We start from the raw sequence: 21,914 nt of genomic DNA, 5'->3' as shown, positions 1-21,914 counted from the left end.
ATATAAGTCATCTGATGACCTGTCTTTTGGGTGATCTCTAATTCGAATGGAGTGGGAGAAATGAAAGTAACACTTTTTGCAACTTGCCTGGTTGATATGTTTAACACATCTGTAGGCAAAGCAACGGTGGAATTATTGGAGCGGCTGGGCTGTGAAGTGACTTTTCCGGAATCGCAGGTTTGCTGCGGCCAACCTGCATATAATAGCGGTTATGTGAAAGAATCGAAGGAAGCGATGAAAAAAATGATTGCTACTTTTGCGGATAGTGAATATATTGTGACACCTTCAGGATCTTGTGCCACGATGTTTAAAGAATATCCGAAACTGTTTGCAGATGATGAAAAATGGAGAAAAAAAGCAGAAATGCTTGCAAGTAAAACCTATGAATTAACCCAATTTATTGTGGATGTGCTTAAGGTCGAGGATGTGGGAGCAACCCTGCATGCTAAAGCCACTGTACATGCATCCTGCCATATGACAAGGTTGCTTGGAGTAAAAGAAGCGCCTATGAAATTATTGAAAAATGTGAAAGGGCTTACGCTTGTTCCTTTGAAAAATGTCCAAAACTGCTGTGGTTTCGGCGGGACCTTTTCGGTAAAGATGGGAAAAATCTCTGAACAGATGGTGGATGAAAAAGTGTGCCATGTGGAAGAAACAGACGCTGATCTGCTAATTGGCGCTGACGCAGGCTGCTTAATGAATATTGGCGGCCGAATTGAGAGAACCGGAAAAGCCATTAAGGTAATGCATATAGCGGAAGTATTGAATTCAAGAGTGTAATAGATATTGTAAACGCTTTAAAAGGGGACTAAGGGAAAAGGAGTGAACATGTATGGCTATGAAAATAGGCAATGAGAAATTCGGCGAACGGGTTGATAATGGCTTAGGAAACCAATTTATGAGAAGTGCGGTTTCATCCGCCCAGGAAAGCCTTTATGAACGCCGGCTGGCCGCTGCCGAAGAGCTGGGCAATTGGGAGGAATGGCGGTCGCATTCTGAGGAAATTAGACAGCATGTATTGGAGAATTTGGATTATTATTTATACCAATTAAGCGAAAATGTTGCAGCACGAGGAGGGCATGTATTTTTTGCCGAAACACCTGAAGAGGCAACAGGATACATAAAAGAAGTGGCTCAGAAAAAGAATGCCAAGAAGATTGTAAAATCAAAGTCTATGGTCACTGAAGAAATCAATCTTAATTCGGTGCTTGAATCGATTGGCTGCGAGGTGGTCGAGACGGATTTAGGCGAATATATTCTGCAAATCGATGAACATGATCCGCCTTCCCATATCGTGGCACCGGCTTTGCATAAAAATAAAGATCAAATCGCAGATGTGTTCCGTGAACGGTTGGATTACAAGAAAACATCTGATCCCAGTGAATTAACTTCACATGTAAGGGGAATTCTCCGTAAAGAGTTTTTATCAGCAGATATTGGTATAACAGGCTGTAATTTTGCCATTGCTGAAACCGGCTCTATTTCCCTTGTTACCAATGAAGGCAACGGCCGCATGGTTACTACGCTGCCTAAAACTCAAATTGCTGTAATGGGCATGGAACGAATTGTGCCAACACATGAAGAATGGGAAGTGTTGGTTAGTATGCTGACAAGAAGTGCAGTTGGCCAGCGGCTGACCAGCTATATAACAGCAACGACCGGTGTCAAGGCTGCCGGTGAAGTGGACGGTGCAGAGGAATTCCATTTGGTGATTGTGGATAATGGAAGGTCTAACATTTTGGGAACTGCTTTTCAGCCAGTCCTTCAATGTATCCGTTGTGCAGCCTGCGTAAATGTTTGCCCGGTATATCGTCATATCGGCGGACATTCTTACGGAAGTATTTATTCAGGGCCGATTGGGGCTGTATTATCCCCATTGCTTGGGGGATACGAAGAATATAAAGAGTTGCCATATGCCTCCTCTTTATGCGGTGCCTGCACCGATGCCTGTCCTGTGAAGATCCCTCTGCATGAATTATTGCATGAACACCGCAGAGTCATCGTCGAAAAGGAAGGAAAAGCGCCAATTTCAGAAAAGCTCGCAATGAAAGCTTTTGGCTTGGGGGCGGCATCGCCAATGCTCTATAAATTAGGAAGTAAAATTGCGCCGGCAGCCATGAGCCCTTTTACAAAGGAAGATAAGATCTCAAATGGCCCGGGACCGCTTAAAGCATGGACCGAAATTCGTGAATTTCCTGCGCCGAATAAGGAACGGTTCAGAGATTGGTTTAAGAACAGAGAGAAAGGAGATGGGGAGCGATGAAAGGGACCATTCAAAACAGGGATGCCTTCCTGGATAAAATAGCAGCCAGTTTAGGCCGGCAAAGAAAGCATAATATGGAGAAGCCCCATTACCGGTTTAACCCTCAAGCAAAAACCTATAGTGATTGGGACGAGAATCAACTGATCGAGATGTTCCGCAACCATTGCCGAAACATCCATACAGATTACTACAGCTGTAAGCGGGAACAATGCAGCGACATATTAAAGAAAGTCATCTCCCAGTTTGGAGGAGGCCCCATTATAGTGGGGAACGATGGCCGTTTCGGCGAATATGGATGTGGGCACTTACTTGCTGAGGAGCTGCCGTCAGAAGGGGAAACTGTTTATACATGGAATCCTGAACTTAAAGACGAAAATATCGAGCGGGCTGAACGCTCAAATATCGGCATTACGTTCAGTGAAATTACCTTAGCGGAATCGGGGACAGTGGTGTTGTTTTCTTCTCCAGATATAGGGCGTTCCATCTCGCTATTACCGACTACCTATATTGCCATCGTCCCAAAAAGTTCAATCGTGCCTCGGATGACACAAGCAGCCCAAATGATCAGAAAATCCATTTCAGAAGGCAAAACTGTGGCTTCGTGCGTTAATTTCATAACAGGGCCAAGCAATTCGGCGGATATCGAAATGAACCTTGTCGTTGGTGTTCATGGCCCAGTGCGGGCGGCATATATTGTAGTAGAGGATTGCTGATTTCCAAGTGTTGAGCAGTAAAGACTGTAATTGGATGGATAACCGTTATAATAGAGACTATATGATCGTAAAATCTGGGAGGAATACAGACATTGAGTAAGAAGATCAAATTAGTCGCATTGGATATGGATGGTACCGTTCTTAACAGCAATGGGGAAATATCAACAGAAAACGCTGAAGCGATCAAGAAGGTACAGAAAAAAGGTGTTACAGTTGTGTTCAGTACGGGCCGAACACTCTTGACATGCAAGACATTTGCGGAGGCATTGAATTTATCTTCGTATTTAATCACAGTCAACGGAAGTGAAATATGGGACAGCGAAGGTAATTTGCTTGAGCGTAATTTCATTGAAACGATGTCGATGGACTGGATGTGGCAGCTGTCCAGAAAACATCAGATACCATTTTGGGCAGTCGGGGATGACCGGATTTGGGATAATGAAATGCCAGATGATCTTGAAGCAGTTCAATGGTTAAAAGGGCGTTTTGAATTCGGCGATAATCCTTTGCGCGATCAAGTTATGAAAGAGATCGAAAAAAGAGGGGAATTTGAAGTAACGAATTCGTCGCCATCAAATCTGGAAGTGAATGCACTGGGTGTAAATAAAGCGGCAGCCATCCAAAAGGTTTGCTCCTATATGGATTTATCAATGGATGAAGTGATGACCATGGGTGATAGCTTGAACGATTTGGCTATGATCAAGCAAGCGGGTTTAGGCGTGGCAATGGGGAATGCCCAAAGGACGGTAAAAGAGGCAGCGAATTGGGTCACAGCTACCAATGATCATCATGGTGTCGCTGTGGCACTTGAAAAATGGGTGCTATAAGAAAGAAAAAGGAATTTCCATAAACTTTATTCGGGAAAAGCATCATTCATTTAATTGCCAAAGAAAGAGGTCCAAGAATAATCTTGGGCCTTTTTGGGTTGGCCGGCGTGATCGTAAATGTGCTGGTTGAAGCACAAGCAGGAAGCCTGGCGATTAAAAACAAAGAACAGAAATCATGGTCTGCTATTTTATACATGGCAATCGGTCTACGCCGATACTTAACAAGCGTTGGGCTATTCATCGAGGTGTTTGGTTGTTTCATTGTCATATTTAAAAATAATTCGTGCGGAGAGAAATGTTTCGAATGTTGAAGTTGGCAGACAGGGTAAGGCAGAAACCGGAAAATTCGGCTGTTGGTTGGCATAAGATCGTTTAGTTGATCAGCAGCAATGTGAGAAAGAACCCGCGGTAAGCAGGTTCTTTCTGATGGAATCATGTTTGTTAGTTATTGGAAAGGGTAATAAAGCTGGTAGTACAAGCTATTTTTGCAGCTGGTATTCTTTTTCTGTTCCGTCACTATAGGTAATTTCCAGGTCGAATTTTTTGAAATCATTCTTTAGGTCAAAAGAGTCGAGTACTTCTTTGATGACTGTGTCTGTATCTGTATTTTTGTCAAAAGTATAATGCTGGAATTTATTTTGTAATTCCTGCAATGCTTCATCTCCACGCAAGGTACGGTTGTTGATTTCATCTTCCACTTTCACTGACAGACCGTCATCTTCGTTTTCATAATCGACTTCAAATGATTTAAAATTGCTGTAATCCACGTCTAAGTCGAAAGAGGTGAAAGGCATATTCTGTGTAGCGGTACCTGTCTGGTTTGTTTGATTGTTAGTTGTTGTACCGTTGCCGTTATTTGCAGCATTGCCATTTTGGTTAGTTGAAGTCGGGTTCTTATCGACATTCTGATCATTATTATTATTGTTGCAGCCGACCAATGCTGCCATGCAAATGCACACAAGAAGCATACATACTTTTTTCATTGAACAAAACCTCCTAATTTGTTATCTCAATAAAATTATTGCCTAAATATCGCCGGAATAATCATTCTGGTAAAAATTTACTAACGAGAAATAATTTCGGTTATGTATTGATGTGATAATGCTGATTTATTGAACAAATGAAATAATAAAATTTTTGCTATAATTAATATTTTAGGGTATTATTATTTAAGTATATAAAGGAGGGGTCTTTTTTGACACATGAAGAGAAAGACAGGATAGTCCAAAGTGTCCCTCAAAAAGGCTTTTTTGGACATCCTAAAGGTTTATTCACACTATTTTTTACAGAATTTTGGGAAAGGTTTTCTTATTATGGAATGAGAGCCATTCTTCTGTACTATATGTATTCAGAAGTGAAAAATGGCGGATTGGGAATGGAGGAATCCACCGCTCTGTCCATTATGGCCATTTATGGTTCTTTAGTATATATGTCAGGTATTATTGGCGGATGGATCGCCGACCGTTTGTTGGGATCTCTGCAGACAGTCTTTACCGGTGGAGTCCTCATAATGATGGGACATATTTTCCTAGCGTTTCCTTTTGGCAAAATGGGTTTATTCGCGTCTATGTTCCTCATTATTATGGGTACGGGATTATTGAAACCAAATGTTTCTAATGTTGTAGGTGATATTTACAGCGAAACCGATAATCGCCGTGACTCAGGATTCAGTATTTTCTATATGGGAATTAATTTAGGTGCATTCATTTCACCGTTAATTGTCGGAACACTCGGACAAAAATACAATTATCATTTAGGCTTTTCTATTGCAGCAATCGGTATGCTTTTAGGTTTGATTGTTTTCGCCGTTACGAAAAGAAAGAACTTGGGCCTTGCAGGTACATATGTTCCTAACCCGCTAATGCCGGGAGAAAAGAAAAAAGTTTTCAGTATAATCGGAATTAGTGCGCTAGTTATCATTGCTCTTGTTGTTGTTGCATCTGTATCAGGTTGGTTGACAATTGATGGGTTCATTACTTGGGTCAGCATACTTGGTATTGTGATTCCAATCATGTATTTCATCGTGATGTACAGAAGCCCTAAAACGACTTCTGACGAACGTTCCAGATTGCTTGCGTACATTCCGCTATTCATTGGAGCGATGATGTTTTGGGCAATCCAAGAACAAGGTTCTATCATATTGGCGCAATATGCGGATAAACGTACCCAATTGGATTGGGCGGGCATCCATATCCAGTCTTCCTGGTTCCAGTCCTTAAACCCGCTATTCATCGTTGCATTGGCTCCGGTGTTTGCATGGCTATGGGTGAAACTGGGCAACAGACAGCCATCCACTCCTAAGAAATTCGCCATCGGCTTATTATTTACCGGGTTGTCTTTTATCGTTATGATCGTTCCTGCATATGTGAATGGAACAGAATCATTGGCGAACCCTTGGTGGCTTGTTTTAAGTTTCTTCCTGGTAGTCATCGGGGAGCTTCTCTTGTCTCCGGTCGGTCTGTCAGCAACGACGAAATTGGCGCCTGCTGCGTTTTCTGCACAGACGATGAGCTTGTGGTTCTTATCTAATGCATCTGCACAGGCAATCAATGCCAATATCGTTAAATTATATACTCCGGAAACAGAAATCCTTTATTTCGGTGTAATCGGTGCTTTCTCTATTTTGCTTGGATTGATCTTATTCTTGCTTTCTCCTAAACTGCAAAAAGCGATGAAAGGCGTCAGATAAAATAATAATAAAATACGCCATCCACTGTGCGGTGTCCAAGCTTTCTTTCTTCAATGGAGAGCCGCGGATCAAGCTGGTTGATGGCTGATGGAACGGCTCCTTAAAGGTTTAAGGAGCCGTTTTTATATGGTCTGTTATTTTTTCCTTCCTATTTAGTGTTGTCTGAATGGAGATACCCGGTTCTCCTAAAATCAAAGAAAATGAAAAAAATAATGAACGATTACGATCTGTTGTCCGTATTATAGGTGAATGGAAATAAGGAGGGAAGATGTTGGATGTACATGAGCCAGGAAATGAGCAGCTATTGATTCAGAAAGCGCAGCGAGGAGATGCAGACGCATTTGCTGAACTGTTCCAGATCCACTATTCTTTCTTGTACAAATACATTCTGAAAATGACCTCCGATCCCCATATAGTGGAAGATATTCTTCAGGAGACACTTTTGAAGGGATACTTGGCCATCCAATCATACGATGGCCGTTCCAAATGGAGCAGTTGGTTGATCACAATCGCCACTAGAACGTATGTTGACTTGCTGCGCAAGAAAAAAAGGGAAAAGTGGTTTTTTCGGAAAGAAAAAGAGCATCAGATTGATTTATTCAAATGGCAGCTCCAGCAGAAAAAGCTGGAATTTGCAGATGTAGTTGAAAGCATTGCACGGTTGGACCCCGATATTCGGATTCCTGTGCTGCTGAAACATTACTATGGCTATAGTTATCCAGAAATCGCCCTTATACTCAGGATCAAAGAAGGAACTGTAAAGTCGAGGGTACATAAAGGGATAAGGATTATAAGGAAGGAGCTGGACACCTTTGGGAACGAGGAAGGAAGATGAAATTAAACGAGCGTACAGCGAGTTTGACCAAAAGGTGGACATCGAGGCACCGAACAAAGCTGCAATTGCTTGGATGCTGCACCAAAAACAAGCGCAGCTGCAGCTTAAATTAAGAAGGGAACTGTTTGCATTTATTCTAGTTGCATGCTTGGTCATTGTTGTGTCTCTATTGTTGATAGTAAAGGCAGCTGCCGTCTATTGGTGTCTCCAGGCTGCCGGAATAGTTGCTGTGCCATTCTATGTTCTAATTCACAGAAATTCGGAAAGGGAGAGTCTATGACTGTCGATTTCAATTCATTACCAGTGAACACAAGGATCATATTGGCGGTATGTGTGGGGACTGCTCTTCTTGTCCAGAGCACATGTATTTTTCTTTCTGCGCGGAAAAGGGGATATAATCCGTGGTTTTGGGGGTTTGTTGGCCTGCTGAACATTCCTTCCGGGACGATTATTTATCTTCTTTTTATCTTGTATTCCAATAGACAGAAGAGGGGGGATTAATGTGGATACAACTCGATTGATTCAATTATTATGGCCAGTTGTTGTTCTGCAGTTGATTTTGATGGTTACAGCTTTAGTGAGCCTTTATAAGCGCCCACACACAAATGGCCCTAAATGGTTATGGACGATTATCATCTTATTTGTGAATATTGTTGGCCCTGTCGCTTACTTTACAATCGGAAGAAAGGAGAAATGAGCCATGGATATCATTGTGAAGGAAGTCACAAAAAAATTTCCGGCGGTCCATGCGGTTGATCGGATTTCTTTTCATCTCCAACAAGGTAGATGTGTGGCTCTTATCGGAAGCAATGGAGCCGGAAAGTCGACTTTGCTGAAGATGATTGCTGGGTTGATTCGGCCGACAGCAGGCACTATTTCTTTGCATCAAGAAAAAGATTGGAAAAGGAGAATCGGTTACCTGCCGCAAGCACCGCACTTTTTTGAAGAAATGAAAGCAGTAGAATTTCTGCGGCTTATGGGCGGGCTTTCAGGTATGGAGAAGAAAGAGTTGCTTAGCCGAATGGATGAAGTGATGGAGATAACAGGCATTAGCCATGCGGCTTCTTTGCAAATTGCCGGTTTTTCCGGGGGGATGAAGCAGCGCCTCGGCATAGCGCAGGCAATCCTGCACAGGCCGGATATCTTGCTGTTGGATGAACCGGTTTCCGCATTGGATCCCATAGGGAGGAGGGAATGTATGGACCTGCTTTCCAAGTTGAAAAAAACAACGACAATCCTATACTCTACTCATGTGTTGCATGACGCTGAAGAAATAAGTGACGATGTTTTGCTGATGCGCAAAGGAAAGCTGGTGGCCCAGGGGACTTTGGAGAGTCTTCTCTCCAGCCGAAACCATACCTTGCTTATTGAAACGGCCACTGAAACAAACGTGGAATGGGATGCATGCCCTTTGGTTCAAAATTGGGAAATGCTCGGCCATAGACGGTACGGCATTGTCATAAAAAATGAGTATTCCAACAGTGAATTTTTACGTTGGTGCCTTGATCGCTCTATTACCATCCGCTCTTTCAGCGAGAAAAAATATTCGCTGGAAGACGTATTTATGGAGGCGATGAAAATTGGTTAATATGAAATGGCTGTTTTTGAAAGAGTGGAGGACACTTTGGCGCAATTATAAATGGATTTGGCTTCCGGCAGTCATCAGCCTCCTAAGCATCATGCAGCCAATCAGCAGCTTTTATATGGAAGATATAATGAAATTGAGCGGAAGCCTTCCCGAGGGAGCTATTTTTAAAATCCCGGTTCCTACGGCTGAGGAAGTGATGGCTTCCGTGCTTTCGCAAAATAATAGCATCGGTATATTGCTTTTCATCGTGGCGACAATGGGAGCTGTGGCAGATGAGCGGAAAAATGGTTCGCTTGTGTTCCTGTTGACAAGGCCTGTTGCAACCTTCCATATAATAGGAAGCAAACTGGTGGCATATTGCCTTCTTGCCATTCTGTCTGTCACATTCGGCTTTTTATTGTCAGGTTACTATACGTCGGTGCTCTTCGGGGATTTGAACTGGGACTACGCTTTATTGGGGCTCTTGGTCTACTTGCTTTTCGTTTGTTTTGTGGTGGCGGTAATCTTGGCGTGCAGTTCAATTTTTCTTAATAATGCTACGGTTGCGATGGTTTCGGCGGTCGTATTGGGTGCCTTGATGATAGCCGGTGGCTGGTTTTCTGTTCCGCTCGCCTGGCTTCCGACACAGCTGAGTGACTACGCCGTTTCAATGATCACGGAAGGTTCAATGCCGTCTGGGTTTACAGGTTGTCTTTTGGTGACGTTGATTGCTATAATACTCTTACTCTTTGCAGCATCATATGCTTTGAAAAGGAATATAAATGCTTGAAAAGAATAAAAAGGAGCGAATCTTTTGGTGTACTTGGCCAAATCAAATCAGATTTGCTCTTTTAGGTTCTTGACATACAAGTAAATCAGCAGCTAATTCTATTAGGGGATGGATACGTTGAAAGCAAAGAGATCATTAATTTGGCAGCGAGAGGGGATACAGATATGAAAGAAGATATAAGAATCGCAGTGCTGGAAACCGTTGAAGAACTGAAAGAAGTCCAAGAACTTGAGCATCTGGTGTGGGGCACAGGCAGCACTCCGATTCAGCAAACATTTACCGCTGCTAAAAACGGGGGGATTGTCCTTGGGTTATATGACCAAAACGTGTTGGCCGGCTTCCAATACAGTTTTCCCGGGTTCAAAGATGGACAGGTCTATCTGTGTTCACATTTATTGGGCATCCATCCCGAATATAGAGGAAAAGGCTATGGCCTCCGCTTAAAATTGGCTCAGAAAGAAGTGGCAGCAGCCAAAGGATATGATTTGATTACCTGGACCTATGATCCCTTGGAGAGTGTTAATGCCAATTTGAATATATCTAAATTAGGCGCTTTTTGCCGTTCCTATAAAGTCAATTGTTACGGCGATCTCGGCGGTCCCCTGAACCATGGCTTGGAATCGGATAGATTTCAGGTAGAATGGTTGCCTAAAAGCCGCCATGCAGTAGTCCCTCCCGTCTTGGATAAAAAGATGATGGATAGGATTCCGGTCACTTATGGGGCAAATGGATTCCCTATGTTGGGCTGCATAGACGAGGAAGCAATCAAAAGCATGATCGACGCAGAAGACACTATTTTTGTACCCATTCCTGCTCATTTCCAACAGGTGAAGAGAGAGAATATGGAATTGGCGAGGGAATGGCGGCTGAAAACGAGGTTTTTGTTTAGCCTGTTGTTTGAAGAAGGGTATGCAGTTGTTGAAACGGTCCGCCAACCAGAAGCCGGCATGATCTATTATGTTTTAATGCCACAGACTTCTTTGGGGTTAGAACCGACTGTCATTGCCGGTAAAACGGTAAAACAGGAGAAGCGTGTACGTGTGTAAACCAGAGATGTGGAACATGGAATAAAAAGGACATTTCAATCTGTTGATTTTCCGGCAAGAAAAGAGTATTATACTAACAGAAGCTGCGTTGTTCGTACTGACTAATTAAGTTTTAACCTTTAAGATAAAATAGGGAGTTTTATTATAAGGACGGAAATGATAGGCCTCTGTCTATATGACAAGGAGGACGGGCAGGAACGTTCTTGCGAACACCCACTTTGTGAAGTGGTGGTTTAAAACTTTCTTACTTGCATACGGCAAAAGCGGCTTGTCTATATGTAGACTGAAACAGTTCAGGAGATGGACTGTTTTTTTTATGCCCGTAAAAAGCTGTGGTTATATTTTGAATTTAAAGAATTGACTATCATTTTTGCGTTGTTTTTCACATCTTTCTTCTATACTGTAAGAATCAGATCTAATATGGATGCACAGTGATTGTGGTGGGAAAATCATTCATCCAACTCAGTAAAAGGAGTGACAAGAGATGATTTTAGTAATAGGAGGGGCAGGGAAAGCAGGCAGTGTTTTGGTTAACAAATTGATTGCCCAGTCGGAAGATGTTATTGTTCTCGATGATTTATCATCAGGGAATAGAGATTATGTCGACCATCGCGCTGTGTTTATTAAAGGAGATAGCTCCGATAAAGAGGTTCTGTCATTAGTCTTCGATTCGTTTTCCATCTGTGCGGTCTATCTTTTTACATCGTGCTGGCCAGCAGGAGCAACGGAAGCTGAAGCGAAGGATTACTATAATAAACATATCGCATGCCCTCTTGCCATATTGGGGCAGATGAAAGACCATCACATACAATCTTTCCATTATTGCCTGTCGCCCTTGAACGTGGAGAAAAGCGAGATACATGAACATAAAAAAACAGAAGAATTGATTGTCCAAATCATAACGGCTTATTGCGAATCATATGGAATCTCACTTGAATGGATCAATCAAGAAAAATTATCTTTGAGTTCGATTTCAATAATGGGATAGAAATAAATGAGAAACAGAATTTGAATGAACCTGTATATGCGATATATACAGGTTTTTATGTGTATAAAAGTATGAGGTTTTTGTCAATATAAATAGAAAGGCAGGGAAGAAAAAAATTTATTAAAATGTCACAAAACAGACACAAAATCTGAAACCGCTTTCCAGTTAATTGTGATATAGTATGAAAGCAGGTTAACCGCTTAACTAAAGAGGTTAACTTGTTAACCAAGTGAAATAGAAAGGGAGAAATTAATATGTTTAAGTATTTACAACGTATCGGTAAAGCCATCATGTTACCGATCGCTGCGTTACCCATTGCAGGTATCTTACTGGGCATAGGTGGAGCACTGTTAGGTATCGCTAGTTTAGAAAACGCACCGGCTATTTATAACCCATTAATTTCATTCGTAAATATCGAAGCCGTTAATGGTATTTTAACGGTCATGAAGAATGTCGGGGATATAGTCTTCGGTAACCTTCCGCTCTTATTTGCTGTCGGCGTGGCAGTAGGGCTTGCTAAAGAAGATAAAGGAACAGCCGGTCTTGCTGCTGTATTCGGATTCTTCATCATGCACCAAGTTATTTCCACAATCCTAGGACTTGGATACACTAGCCTAGGCGCTATCACTCCAGATAATGTGGGAGAATACGGTACATATGTAACAACTACCGTAGGTATCTTCACACTGAATATGTCCGTGTTTGGCGGTATTATAACAGGTCTTGTAACATCTGTTCTGCATAATCGCTATTATAATATCAGCTTCAACCCAATGTTCTCATTCTTTGCGGGATCACGTTTTGTTCCGATTGTTACAGCATTGGTTATGGCGCTTGTCGGTGCTATCCTTGCATTCGTTTGGCCGATTGTTCAAGATGGTATCGCTGCACTTGCTGAACTTGTTAACACTTCTGGTGCAATAGGAACATTCCTATATGGATTGATTGAGCGTTCATTGATTCCATTCGGTTTGCACCATGTATTCTATACACCATTCTGGTTCTCTTCATTTGTTCAAGCAAATGTAATCATCGATGGTGTTCCAACAGTTATTGACGGAGCTAACACTGCTTACTTTGCACAACTTGGCTCAATGAAAGACCTTGTCGGAGCAAACTCTGATACAATGAGCGAAATCGTTAATGGTACAACCCGCTTTATGGCTGGTAAGTATCCATTCATGATGTTCGGTCTTGCAGGTGCTGCACTTGCAATGTATAAAACAGCAAAACCAAGCAAAAAGAAAATTGTCGGTTCACTTTTATTCTCTGCTGCTGGTACAGCTGCAATCACTGGTATCACAGAACCGATTGAATTCACATTCTTGTTTGTTGCACCATGGCTATATGCAGTTCACGCAGTACTAGCGGGTCTATCATTCATGTTGATGGATATTCTTAATGTATTCGTAGGTATGACATTCTCAGGCGGATTGATTGACTTCACTCTATTCGGCTTGTTACCTGCCGGAGCAGGCGTACCAACTCATTGGTACTACATTCTTCTTGTCGGCGTTGTCTACTTCTTCATCTACTTCTTCGTATTCAAACTTTTGATCCAAAAATTGAATTTGAAGACACCAGGACGCGAAGAAGACGAAGAAGAAACAAAACTTTACACAAAAGCAGATTTCCAAGAGAAAACTGGCCAAACTTCTGCTGGTGCTGCACCTAAGGCTTCAAAAGGAAGCAAAGATGACGAATTGCGCGAAATTGCTCCTTTAGTGCTTGCGGCGCTTGGCGGAAGCGAAAATATCGAAAACATCGATGCTTGTATCACAAGACTTCGTGTTGAAGTAAAAGATTCAAAAGTCGTTGATAAAAACGAATTGAAAAGATTGGGAGCAGCTGGAGTTCTAGAAATTTCCGGTGGTGTTCAAGCTATTTTCGGTGGTAAATCAGATACATTAAAGAACTATATTAAAGAAATTATGTAATTTTGCATAATGCCAACGAAAATGAGCAAGGGCAACCTTGCTCATTTTCTATTTACAAATCAAGATATTTATTCGACAATAAAAGAATGAGCAGTCTATATCTTGGGGGAGTTAAAGTGAATGCACGAAGAGTAACCATAAAGGATGTTGCGCTTAAGGCCAATGTTTCCAAAGCCACTGTTTCCTACGTCCTTAACGATGTGGATAAGGTTTCCGAAGAAACAAAACAGCGAGTGTTGAATGCCATTGAAGAATTGGGATATGTTCCAAGCACGACTGCCAGAGCATTGGCTAAAAACACCTCCAAGCCTATAGAAGAGAAGCAAAAAACGCCAATGAAAGAAACATTGCCTTTTTATCCAGATTTCATTGATTCTTTTATCCAGAATAAAGTAGGTAAAGTGCCTTCTGAAATAAAAAATAAAATGGTGAGGACAATCGGGGAATGGGGATATATCCCGAGCAATGTCTTGAATCAGATTATTGAACCGCGTAAAACAGTGATTGCGGTGTTTATGGAGATGGATCGGGATTTACGTTATTCCATTCAGCAGGAAAACCCATTCTATCAGGAATTTCTCGCTTCTGTGGAGCGTGCTGTCCAGGAATTTAATTTAGGGATTCGCGTATATAATACGAATGATTTTAATCAGTATGAAGACATATTTATTTCCCATGATTTTTTGGGGGTCATCGTGATCGGAAAGTTGCCAGTCCATTTATCATTGAAGCTTATGCAAATGGAGCTTCCCGTAGTAGTGGTAGATGAATACCAATATAATAAGGCGTTTATTACCATTACATCAGATGACAAGAGAGGGGCTTTCGACAGTATCGAATACCTCATCCTACGTGGACATAAAAAGATTGCATTTGTAGGGTGTGGGGAGGAAATGGGCAATTTCATCGATAAGCGGATTGCTGGGTACAAGGAAGCGCTAGAAGCATACAGATTGCCTGTCAGTAATAATCACATCTATCTGTCTGAGGTTGCATACAGTTATGAGGAGGGAATCCGTATAGCCAGCCGTATCGCGGCAGCTCCATATACATATGATGCTGTATTTTGTACGTCCGATATCATGGCGATTGGATTGATGAAAGGCTTGATGAAGCTGGGGTATAGAGTTCCTGAGGATATATCCATCATGGGATTCGATAATATCCAATTCAGCAAATACAGCAACCCTGAACTGACGACGGTCGACCAGAATATATTCCTTAAAGCCGAAACGGCGGTGACATTGATTCGCCGCAAGGCAAAGGGAGACCATGTGAAAGAAGAGTATATATTACCTGTTTCGATTGTAGAGAGGGAATCTGTCAGCAACCGGACGAACCAGGAAAGGCAATGAGTTCACTCATTGCTTTTTTTGTGCTGTCTGCCATTTCCAATTATTCAGCGGCGAATCTTTCTATTTTTATGTGAAATTTGCGCGGCAGGGGATGAATGCTTCCTACCGAGCAACCTTTTTATCGAATCTACTTTCGTAAAATACAGAGCGTTTCTCCCAAAAGATGTTTACGCAACTCCGACGAAGGTTAAAGAATATGTATTAACTAAGACTCTTGTCCATGAAAGCAAGAATAATTAATACGAAAAGGGAGCGGTTATATAATGGGAGCAAAGAAATTTTTTGCAGCACTTGTCTTGCTTGTGATGACAGCGGGCATTTATGGTTTGGGCACAGCGCCAGTTCAAGCTTCTGGCGGCCAAGTCGGCACAGTTGATGCGGTGAATGGAGTATGGATGAGGGCAGAGCCAAATGAGAAAGCTACAAAAATCGCTCTATTGAAAAGAAGCGATAAAGTCAATGTCATTTCTCAGGAAAACACAGATTGGTATGTAACAGAATTCAATGGAAAAGAAGCATTTATTCCGGCGTCGGCTCTCCGCTTTTATAAAACGACTTCCCAAGGCAGCGTGAAACAAGTGACAGACCGTATCATTTCGTTGCAAAGGGATACCTGGAAGGGGAATATGTCAAAAGAGGCTGTATACAAAAAAATGCAGCCTGGATTTGATAAAGCATACATAGATCATTACTTTGCTGAGCATATGCGCCCGGACGGCAAGAAGAATGGGATGCAAATGTATCACATTAAAGAAACAGAGATCTATGGATATGCAATCAGCGAATTGAATTGGAATAAAGAGGGAAACGGAAAACCAACTTATCAATTCTATCTCAAGGACGGCAAGGAGTATTTATCAGTTTCCCAATCGAATGTAAATGAAGAAAGCGGAAATGATACAATGACTCTTTCGTTACAAAAGGAACCTGGTTCTACTTGGAAAGCCTACGGAATTAATCGAGTTTACAAATAAAAAAAAGAAACTGGCGTGAGGTGACCCACAAAAGTTTAGAGTTGAAACTCTTACTTTTGGGGTGCAGTACAGCGCCAGTTTCTTTTTTATTTGCCTATTTAAGTTCAGATTCTTCCCCGTAGAACCAAAGCGGATCCTCATTATCTACTTCCCCGTTGTAATTAATGAGGATTTCTTCTCCAGCTTTGATATCTGTATGGGCAAAGAAATTGAATGTATGGTTCTCAAAAACAATTTCATAATCGGCATTGGGTGTATAGGAATGATTGAATAGCATTCCATATCCCAGTAGGATGGCTGAATGATTAGCGCCATATTCAAACGCATAATCAGCCAGTAATGTTTTCTCTATATGGATATGCTCATCATTCGGATAAGGAAGGACAGGCGCCACATGAAGCAGCTCTCCTTTTTTGATATCCTGTGTGGCAAATACGCCGCGATTCAGTTCACCGTTGCTTAATGTGGAAATTTTAACTTCGATCATACGATCACCTACTCAATCTTTGCCGTTTTTTTCGTTCGTGTTTGAGGTTGCGTTTTCTCCTTTCAGGCAGGAGTGCGGGCATCTAAAGCGAATATGCAGCAACCATAGAAGCCGTTTAGCCAGAAGAAAAACCATTCTCTTCAAAAAAGTTAAACTTATTAAACTTATAGTACAAGAGTGACAGGTTTATATGAGAAAAGCAATGTTTTTTATTCCATTGCAAGAAAAAATGCTTAATTTGCTGTCATGGGATATCAAAAAATCATAAATAGGTGAAAAATTAGATGATAATAGGTTTATGAACCTGTAAAAAGGGATATGATTTATATTGATACTAGTTATCAGAAAAGTAGCCGTCCTTTACTTCAACCGTGGGGATGGCTATTTTTTTGTCTAACGAAAAAATTCTGATTGCCACTTTCTCCTGAAGAGGCAATAATAAGCCAAGTCCTCATACTTGCCATTGTGGTAGCGATGTTCCTTCATAGTTGCTTCAAGCACCATTCCTACTTTTTCTAAAACTCGGATAGATGCATGGTTACGGCAAAGGACAGCGGCCCATATTTTATTCAACTGAAGATTCTTGAAAGCAAAATTCATAAGTATTCTAACAGCTTCTGGAGCGTATCCTCGCCCCCAAAAGGATGCTCCGATCCAATAACCGATTTCTCCCATTCGATTGGCTTTATCAACCCTAAGAGTGATCGTTCCCACCATTTGCCCGCAAATACGATCAATGATTGCCAATGGATATTCCGTTCCGCTTGCAAGGAGGGAAGGATGGGACTTGATCCACTCGTCAGCCATTTCCACTGTGTATGGATAAGGCAGCCCAATGATTGCTCCTACTTTCCTGTTGTTAGCCAATGCCTGAAGTGCAGCTGAATCTTCTTTGGCAAATTGCCGCAATATTAATCGGTCGCTTATACATAAAGTATTATACATGGGTATTAGTCTCCTTTAAGCATTTTTCTCCATTTTAATAGTGAATAGAGGGTGATGAATGAATCTTCTCCGATTGAAGTTTCACTTTATACATTGTAATTGAATGGCCAAGCGATCATAGGGATAAATAAGTGAAAGTATATCATACAGATTTCCTCGCTTAAAGGATAACAAAGAGAAAAAACCCCCTTTTTCCTAAGGAGGCTGACGGATCTATGATTAAAAATGTCATTGGATTAATAACGGAGTAAATAAACTCTAGGCATACGTTTCGCTTGATAAAACATTAAATCTCTTTTGTTTTGATGCCAAACGATAATGCTTCCGTTAAAAGCGCGATATCGCTCTGTATCGCAAGCTTGACGGACTGATCATCGCAATGGTCATAATCATTCACCAATCGATTTAATTCTCTAGTAAATAAAGTGCACTCATACGCCTCCATTCTGGCACCACCTTTCTTAAGCAGCTAGGTTGATTTTTCGGGTCTTTACAGATGCTACGATTCACATTGAAAATAAACATAATGGCATTTTTTAGTTTCATTTGATTGTATCTGGTTTCTTTGTTTATACCGTAAGCAATTTTGTGATCTCCATTTTCAATCTTGCCTGCAACCACATGAGATATAAGCAATGGATGTTCTTGGATGGGGAACATCCTGTCTATATTACTTATTTCCACATAGTGATTTTGTTAAACGGATATATTTTTTTGGATTGTTAATATATATGTTTAAAAAATAAAAATAGAATGAATATTACATAAAAAGCATCATCAAAAAAATGGCTTTCTAAAGAAGGCCATTTTTTTGATGAAGTTATAAGTTATTTGGTGATAATGGTGCTCACAATCAAATAAACAACAAGAGCCACAATAATGCTTTCCAAATAGGGGTGGCGTTTTTGTGCGTTAGGGTTGCCGGTCAATTGGATAGTACGGAAAGTCCCGTATACGATCCCCGTAAAAACGGCAGCAATCAATGGTATTTTCATAGAAGGATCATCCTTTCTGCTGTCTCTTCTATCGTACCATAATTAAGGCTTACTTACAGGCATAAAGTGGGTAAACATAAAGAATTCGATTGGTTGGTCAGGCCCAATATATCTTCTTTGCAAATCATGATTGCTTCCTTTCGGATCGTTAAACGTTTTCTGCGACTATCTTTCATATAATCGCCTGATACTGAAAATAGATAAAGGCAATATTTTAATGGATTTCACGGCACTCCTTTTTATAGCAATCTTAAAATGGTAGATTCTGTACTCATTGCGGCTCTCTACATCAATACAAGGGTGATGACGAAGAGGAGATCAAGCGACAGAAAGGTCCGGTGGGTTTAAACGTTGTTGTAAACTGTGTTAAACTAGTAATGGATGATTTTGTTAATTGATTGATAGGAAAGTAATAAGTAGAGGTTAAAGAAGCATGGGCAGGATTCCATGAGTTCCTTTTATTCTTATAATTGGACAGGAAGTCTCAATGAGCGATTCTTTAATGGGGAAAGGGGACCTAGAGACTGATGAAAAAGAAAAAAAGATATACCTTAATATGGATTATTTTAATTGTTGCCTGTTTAGGAGTCGGCGCTTATTATATTGTTCCTTTGATCGTTCAGGATGAATCCACTGCTTCGAATGGAGCAGAAGATTTTAAGTCAATGAGCAAGCAGGAACTCGATCGTTTGCAAAAGAGCAATCAGCGTTCGCAAGAGTACTTGGAAAAGCTCAATGGGCAATCGTCGGAAGAAACCATTATTGAGGCAATGCATAAGATGACCCACCAAAAAGTCAGAGCAAAAGAAAAATGGGGGGCGTTGGAAATGAATGCTGCCAACATTCAACAGATCAAAAATGTTCTTTTGGCCGATTCTAATCACTTTGAGGAAAGGGACAAATTGCTGCATCTGATTGAAAAATGGGAAAAAGGGGATTTTACGGGGATTGACGAAGACCATAATAAACTTTGGAAGCTTCAAAAGGGGAATATCGGCAAGGCAACCGGTATTCTGTCTCCACAAGAAGAAAAAGAATTCATTGAAGCAAACTTTTCCGGCAAAACATCGGATCCAGCCGAACATTGAATCGATTCTAAAGAAATGTGTCTCCTGCACATAATCGCCTGCTTTTGGACCGCCTACTTTTGGTTGGCGGCACTCTCCTATATCCGGCAGAGGCGTGATATAGGAGAGATAAATAGTAAGCAAAAAAGCACTCCAAATGAATTGGAGCGCTTTTTTGGGAAGTAAATCGCAATAGGCGGCTGACTCAGATAGATTTCTTCATGCCGCAGTTACGGCATTCTCGCAAATAGACATAATCTTTAACTGAACTTTTAAAGGTAGCCTCGCCGCAATTATCACATCTTCCGGATACTTTGTCCGGATATTCTTTATAATCATAGATAATGGTCGTATCATAGCCATTATAATTTTTTGGTTGGTTTTCAGACAAAATGATTCATCTTCTTTCTTTAGCGGAATGTAGTAAAGAGACTTTGACCGCGATGGGCAGGATCAACGCCAATGTGCATCGCAGTATGTATCATAGCAATCAGCCTAATTTGACGGCTGTTGTTAATATGATTCCTATCGAAGAAACCGTGAAAAGGGCGATAATATTAAAAATTAAAGCAATTGATTTATTGGTTCCTTTCTCGCCCCTGACGGCATAAATAATTCCAATGACAGGGCAAAGCGTCATAACAGCAACGAGATAACGGGCAATCAAAGCCTGGATAGGAAATAAGACGATAATAAAAAACAATATAATAGAAAACGCAAAGAATGTAAAAGATTTAATCAGCCTAGGTTCCAAGATCGTATACCTCCTCCAGCGAACAAAATGTATGTATTTATTGTACCATTAAATGAGCTTTTCCGTGGAGCTCTTGGTGGTTAAACATACCTTAAAGGGGAGGTGGGCTGCCTATTGCTTATAATCCATTCACTTAGCAGCTTTTTTTTGAATGAGCAGATGAATTGTTGGGAATGATCACTAATGCCTCATTGATTTATATGTTAAACCGTTAGTGAAATTAAAAAAATTCTATTTACTAGCTGTTGTCGATTACTACCACTACAAGCATTTTCTCAGTTATTAAAGTTCCAAGCAAATTAAGTTCCAAATTATCAATAGAAGATAAAAACCAAATAGATACAAGCAATAAGGACAAAATTAAACCAACTACCATAGAGGATAGTTGGTTTCAGACAAAAGTCATTGTGCTCCGTTCAATTTTTGCTCAAGTTCATGTAAAACCTCGTCCGCGGAAAGGCCTGATGCCTCGATTACAGATGCTTTGGTGGATGTGTCATCGATACCAAGCATGTTCGAATTTAGCCCTGTAACGATACAGCAGTCTACGTTTTGCGCATCGGCTTCTGAATGAAGCTGCACGACATCATATCCTTGTTGAGTTAATGCATCTTGGATATTGGTCAACGATTCTTCTACTCCTATTTTTTTCATACTTACACCTCCCTTACATAGTAAATAATGTCTCCCGAATTCCTATTTTTACTCATTGTCCAAGAAGAAATATCGTTTAGCGGAGATGCTGCTTTAAGAACAGCCTACCGGGCGTTTTTTTCACTGGGTGAATGGAAGGGAGAAAATAAAAAAGCCGATGCCTCAGAAAAGGTCATCGGACTATATGGCAGAGCATTCATTTCAGACAGTGACTGGTTTTTTTAGGATGAATTCTTCCACTACCTTTGCCACACCGTCATTCATGTTGGTATCAGTGACGAAATCAGATTTTTCCTTTATATCATCAGGGGCATTGCCCATTGCAACTCCCAAGCCAGCGAATTCAATCATGGCCAAATCATTGTAACTGTCACCCATTGCGATTACTTCATCCCGGGTTATGCCTAATACGTTGATTAATTGATTAAGGCTTGTTCCTTTTGTTACGCCACATTCTGTGAATTCCAGAAAATAAGGCTTAGAACGCATAACGCTGAACGATCCGTTGAGCTCGTTTTGAAGCTTTGCTTCTACGGTTTTCAATTTTTCGGGTTCCTCTACCATCAACGCTTTAACGACCGGTTCTGAGACAGCTTTTTTGAAATCCTCTACGATTTTGACCGGTAAGCCTGTGATGGCTGATTCAATGTCCGTATAGGGATTTTCGTCTTCTGTAAAAATCTCATCTCCAACATATGTGTGGATGAACACGCCTTCCCGGCGGCTGATATCAAATAGAGAATGGGCTTCCTCAGTGGAAAGGGTGCTGCTAAAAATTTCTTCGGATGTTTTGCAATTGATGATTTTGCCGCCGTTGAAAGATAGAATATAGCTGCCATATGTTGAAAGCGATAGCTCTTCTGCGATATGCCTCATGGCAAAAGTAGGGCGCCCGGATGCAAGCACTACCTTCACGCCCATTTCCTGAGCTTCCATCAGGGCTTGCTTAGTACGGGGGGAGATTGTCCCGTCTTCCTGCAATAATGTGTCGTCTAAATCCAAAACAATCATTTTGTAATCCATGGTGT

At 41.1% G+C, this 21,914-nt stretch carries 26 protein-coding genes and 1 other RNA gene; 18 read left to right on the top strand and 9 right to left on the bottom strand.

Annotation, left to right across the window (positions count from 1 at the left end):
- Positions 1-60 precede the first annotated feature (60 nt).
- The 5 genes from BN1765_RS11270 (at position 61) to BN1765_RS11250 (ending at position 4,114) form a co-directional block, all read left to right on the top strand.
- Positions 61-780 carry a (Fe-S)-binding protein gene (locus BN1765_RS11270; protein WP_050615225.1) on the top strand — a complete coding sequence of 240 codons (720 nt, stop codon included), beginning with the start codon at positions 61-63 and terminating at the stop codon, positions 778-780.
- A 52-nt stretch (positions 781-832) separates the two neighbouring features.
- A complete protein-coding gene (locus tag BN1765_RS11265) occupies positions 833-2,263 on the top strand; it encodes a LutB/LldF family L-lactate oxidation iron-sulfur protein (RefSeq protein WP_050615224.1) in 1,431 nt (476 codons plus the stop codon).
- On the top strand, positions 2,260-2,976 hold the full coding sequence (locus BN1765_RS11260) for a LutC/YkgG family protein (protein WP_050615223.1): 717 nt from the start codon (positions 2,260-2,262) through the stop codon (positions 2,974-2,976). The genes BN1765_RS11265 and BN1765_RS11260 overlap by 4 nt, the downstream gene beginning before the upstream one ends.
- A gap of 83 nt (positions 2,977-3,059) precedes the next feature.
- A complete protein-coding gene (locus BN1765_RS11255; RefSeq protein WP_075050803.1) occupies positions 3,060-3,803 on the top strand; it encodes a Cof-type HAD-IIB family hydrolase in 744 nt (247 codons plus the stop codon).
- An 83-nt stretch (positions 3,804-3,886) separates the two neighbouring features.
- The gene (locus BN1765_RS11250; RefSeq protein ID WP_050615222.1) at positions 3,887-4,114 is read left to right on the top strand and encodes a hypothetical protein; all 228 of its coding nucleotides are present in this window, start codon (positions 3,887-3,889) and stop codon (positions 4,112-4,114) included.
- Between the two features lie 168 nt (positions 4,115-4,282).
- Here BN1765_RS11250 and BN1765_RS11245 read toward each other — a convergent pair whose 3' ends face one another.
- Entirely contained in the window at positions 4,283-4,786 is a 504-nt protein-coding gene (locus tag BN1765_RS11245) for a YusW family protein (RefSeq protein ID WP_050615221.1), read from the bottom strand.
- 212 nt (positions 4,787-4,998) lie between these two features.
- On the opposite strand from BN1765_RS11245, the gene BN1765_RS11240 reads away from it, so the two are divergent.
- The 12 genes from BN1765_RS11240 (at position 4,999) to BN1765_RS11185 (ending at position 15,984) form a co-directional block, all read left to right on the top strand.
- Positions 4,999-6,492 (top strand): peptide MFS transporter, encoded by a 1,494-nt coding sequence (locus tag BN1765_RS11240; protein ID WP_050615220.1) that lies wholly within the window; start codon positions 4,999-5,001, stop codon positions 6,490-6,492.
- 268 nt (positions 6,493-6,760) lie between these two features.
- Entirely contained in the window at positions 6,761-7,327 is a 567-nt protein-coding gene (sigY, locus tag BN1765_RS11235; protein ID WP_050615219.1) for an RNA polymerase sigma factor SigY, read from the top strand.
- The gene (locus BN1765_RS11230) at positions 7,305-7,607 is read left to right on the top strand and encodes a YxlC family protein (RefSeq protein ID WP_050615218.1); all 303 of its coding nucleotides are present in this window, start codon (positions 7,305-7,307) and stop codon (positions 7,605-7,607) included. Before sigY ends, BN1765_RS11230 begins: the two co-directional genes overlap by 23 nt.
- A gap of 222 nt (positions 7,608-7,829) precedes the next feature.
- Positions 7,830-8,024 (top strand): PLD nuclease N-terminal domain-containing protein, encoded by a 195-nt coding sequence (locus tag BN1765_RS11220; RefSeq protein WP_050615216.1) that lies wholly within the window; start codon positions 7,830-7,832, stop codon positions 8,022-8,024.
- 3 nt (positions 8,025-8,027) lie between these two features.
- Positions 8,028-8,915, top strand: a complete 888-nt coding sequence (locus BN1765_RS11215; protein WP_050615215.1) for an ABC transporter ATP-binding protein — start codon at positions 8,028-8,030, stop codon at positions 8,913-8,915.
- 1 nt (position 8,916) lies between these two features.
- Positions 8,917-9,684, top strand: coding sequence for an ABC transporter permease (locus tag BN1765_RS11210; RefSeq protein WP_069203082.1), 768 nt, complete (start codon positions 8,917-8,919; stop codon positions 9,682-9,684).
- Positions 9,685-9,848: 164 nt separating this feature from the next.
- Positions 9,849-10,730: a GNAT family N-acetyltransferase gene (locus tag BN1765_RS11205; protein WP_050615213.1), complete on the top strand. Its 882-nt coding sequence runs from the start codon at positions 9,849-9,851 to the stop codon at positions 10,728-10,730.
- Positions 10,731-10,807: 77 nt separating this feature from the next.
- Positions 10,808-11,004: non-coding RNA, 6S RNA (gene ssrS / locus BN1765_RS19310), on the top strand.
- Between the two features lie 210 nt (positions 11,005-11,214).
- Positions 11,215-11,718 (top strand): NAD-dependent epimerase/dehydratase family protein, encoded by a 504-nt coding sequence (locus BN1765_RS11200; RefSeq protein WP_050615212.1) that lies wholly within the window; start codon positions 11,215-11,217, stop codon positions 11,716-11,718.
- A 254-nt stretch (positions 11,719-11,972) separates the two neighbouring features.
- Positions 11,973-13,655, top strand: a complete 1,683-nt coding sequence (locus tag BN1765_RS11195; RefSeq protein ID WP_050615211.1) for a PTS transporter subunit EIIC — start codon at positions 11,973-11,975, stop codon at positions 13,653-13,655.
- Positions 13,656-13,771: 116 nt separating this feature from the next.
- Positions 13,772-15,010: a LacI family DNA-binding transcriptional regulator gene (locus BN1765_RS11190; RefSeq protein ID WP_050615210.1), complete on the top strand. Its 1,239-nt coding sequence runs from the start codon at positions 13,772-13,774 to the stop codon at positions 15,008-15,010.
- A 263-nt stretch (positions 15,011-15,273) separates the two neighbouring features.
- Positions 15,274-15,984 (top strand): SH3 domain-containing protein, encoded by a 711-nt coding sequence (locus tag BN1765_RS11185; RefSeq protein WP_050615209.1) that lies wholly within the window; start codon positions 15,274-15,276, stop codon positions 15,982-15,984.
- Positions 15,985-16,078: 94 nt separating this feature from the next.
- On the opposite strand, the gene BN1765_RS11180 is transcribed toward BN1765_RS11185, so the two are convergent.
- The 4 genes from BN1765_RS11180 to BN1765_RS20065 form a co-directional block, all read right to left on the bottom strand.
- Positions 16,079-16,471, bottom strand: a complete 393-nt coding sequence (locus BN1765_RS11180; RefSeq protein WP_050615208.1) for an SET domain-containing protein — start codon at positions 16,469-16,471, stop codon at positions 16,079-16,081.
- 393 nt (positions 16,472-16,864) lie between these two features.
- Positions 16,865-17,416, bottom strand: a complete 552-nt coding sequence (locus BN1765_RS11175) for a GNAT family N-acetyltransferase (protein ID WP_050615207.1) — start codon at positions 17,414-17,416, stop codon at positions 16,865-16,867.
- Positions 17,417-17,702: 286 nt separating this feature from the next.
- The gene (locus tag BN1765_RS20265) at positions 17,703-17,861 is read right to left on the bottom strand and encodes a hypothetical protein (RefSeq protein WP_187119441.1); all 159 of its coding nucleotides are present in this window, start codon (positions 17,859-17,861) and stop codon (positions 17,703-17,705) included.
- Between the two features lie 382 nt (positions 17,862-18,243).
- Complete coding sequence (locus BN1765_RS20065) at positions 18,244-18,411, bottom strand: hypothetical protein (protein ID WP_154666086.1); 168 nt, start codon at positions 18,409-18,411, stop codon at positions 18,244-18,246.
- Between the two features lie 527 nt (positions 18,412-18,938).
- Here BN1765_RS20065 and BN1765_RS11170 point away from each other — a divergent pair.
- Positions 18,939-19,499 (top strand): DUF6241 domain-containing protein, encoded by a 561-nt coding sequence (locus BN1765_RS11170; protein WP_050615206.1) that lies wholly within the window; start codon positions 18,939-18,941, stop codon positions 19,497-19,499.
- Between the two features lie 184 nt (positions 19,500-19,683).
- On the opposite strand, the gene BN1765_RS11165 is transcribed toward BN1765_RS11170, so the two are convergent.
- The 4 genes from BN1765_RS11165 to BN1765_RS11150 form a co-directional block, all read right to left on the bottom strand.
- Complete coding sequence (locus tag BN1765_RS11165) at positions 19,684-19,869, bottom strand: DUF8096 family protein (RefSeq protein WP_050615205.1); 186 nt, start codon at positions 19,867-19,869, stop codon at positions 19,684-19,686.
- A 99-nt stretch (positions 19,870-19,968) separates the two neighbouring features.
- Entirely contained in the window at positions 19,969-20,232 is a 264-nt protein-coding gene (locus tag BN1765_RS11160; protein WP_050615204.1) for a hypothetical protein, read from the bottom strand.
- A 402-nt stretch (positions 20,233-20,634) separates the two neighbouring features.
- On the bottom strand, positions 20,635-20,886 hold the full coding sequence (locus tag BN1765_RS11155) for a YkuS family protein (protein WP_050615203.1): 252 nt from the start codon (positions 20,884-20,886) through the stop codon (positions 20,635-20,637).
- A 201-nt stretch (positions 20,887-21,087) separates the two neighbouring features.
- On the bottom strand, positions 21,088-21,909 hold the full coding sequence (locus BN1765_RS11150) for a Cof-type HAD-IIB family hydrolase (RefSeq protein ID WP_050615202.1): 822 nt from the start codon (positions 21,907-21,909) through the stop codon (positions 21,088-21,090).
- Positions 21,910-21,914 lie beyond the last annotated feature (5 nt).

The sequence above is a fragment of the Bacillus testis genome, from assembly GCF_001243895.1.
Lineage (GTDB): Bacteria > Bacillota > Bacilli > Bacillales > DSM-1321 > Bacillus_AD > Bacillus_AD testis.
This window is presented reverse-complemented; position numbering and strand designations above follow the sequence as displayed.

What these genes read in the sequence shown, in the direction of transcription:
- BN1765_RS11210 (WP_069203082.1), top strand. Translation starts at nt 8,917, where the DNA reads ATGAAATGGCTGTTTTTGAAAGAGTGGAGGACACTTTGGCGCAATTAT.
- BN1765_RS11200 (WP_050615212.1), top strand. Translation starts at nt 11,215, where the DNA reads ATGATTTTAGTAATAGGAGGGGCAGGGAAAGCAGGCAGTGTTTTGGTT.
- BN1765_RS20065 (WP_154666086.1), bottom strand. Translation starts at nt 18,411, where the DNA reads ATGAAAATACCATTGATTGCTGCCGTTTTTACGGGGATCGTATACGGG.
- BN1765_RS11245 (WP_050615221.1), bottom strand. Translation starts at nt 4,786, where the DNA reads ATGAAAAAAGTATGTATGCTTCTTGTGTGCATTTGCATGGCAGCATTG.
- BN1765_RS11195 (WP_050615211.1), top strand. Translation starts at nt 11,973, where the DNA reads ATGTTTAAGTATTTACAACGTATCGGTAAAGCCATCATGTTACCGATC.
- BN1765_RS11270 (WP_050615225.1), top strand. Translation starts at nt 61, where the DNA reads ATGAAAGTAACACTTTTTGCAACTTGCCTGGTTGATATGTTTAACACA.
- BN1765_RS11215 (WP_050615215.1), top strand. Translation starts at nt 8,028, where the DNA reads ATGGATATCATTGTGAAGGAAGTCACAAAAAAATTTCCGGCGGTCCAT.
- BN1765_RS11185 (WP_050615209.1), top strand. Translation starts at nt 15,274, where the DNA reads ATGGGAGCAAAGAAATTTTTTGCAGCACTTGTCTTGCTTGTGATGACA.
- BN1765_RS11265 (WP_050615224.1), top strand. Translation starts at nt 833, where the DNA reads ATGGCTATGAAAATAGGCAATGAGAAATTCGGCGAACGGGTTGATAAT.
- BN1765_RS11150 (WP_050615202.1), bottom strand. Translation starts at nt 21,909, where the DNA reads ATGGATTACAAAATGATTGTTTTGGATTTAGACGACACATTATTGCAG.
- BN1765_RS20265 (WP_187119441.1), bottom strand. Translation starts at nt 17,861, where the DNA reads ATGGAGGCGTATGAGTGCACTTTATTTACTAGAGAATTAAATCGATTG.
- BN1765_RS11205 (WP_050615213.1), top strand. Translation starts at nt 9,849, where the DNA reads ATGAAAGAAGATATAAGAATCGCAGTGCTGGAAACCGTTGAAGAACTG.
- BN1765_RS11260 (WP_050615223.1), top strand. Translation starts at nt 2,260, where the DNA reads ATGAAAGGGACCATTCAAAACAGGGATGCCTTCCTGGATAAAATAGCA.
- BN1765_RS11155 (WP_050615203.1), bottom strand. Translation starts at nt 20,886, where the DNA reads ATGAAAAAAATAGGAGTAGAAGAATCGTTGACCAATATCCAAGATGCA.
- BN1765_RS11170 (WP_050615206.1), top strand. Translation starts at nt 18,939, where the DNA reads ATGAAAAAGAAAAAAAGATATACCTTAATATGGATTATTTTAATTGTT.
- BN1765_RS11180 (WP_050615208.1), bottom strand. Translation starts at nt 16,471, where the DNA reads ATGATCGAAGTTAAAATTTCCACATTAAGCAACGGTGAACTGAATCGC.
- sigY (WP_050615219.1), top strand. Translation starts at nt 6,761, where the DNA reads ATGTTGGATGTACATGAGCCAGGAAATGAGCAGCTATTGATTCAGAAA.
- BN1765_RS11175 (WP_050615207.1), bottom strand. Translation starts at nt 17,416, where the DNA reads ATGTATAATACTTTATGTATAAGCGACCGATTAATATTGCGGCAATTT.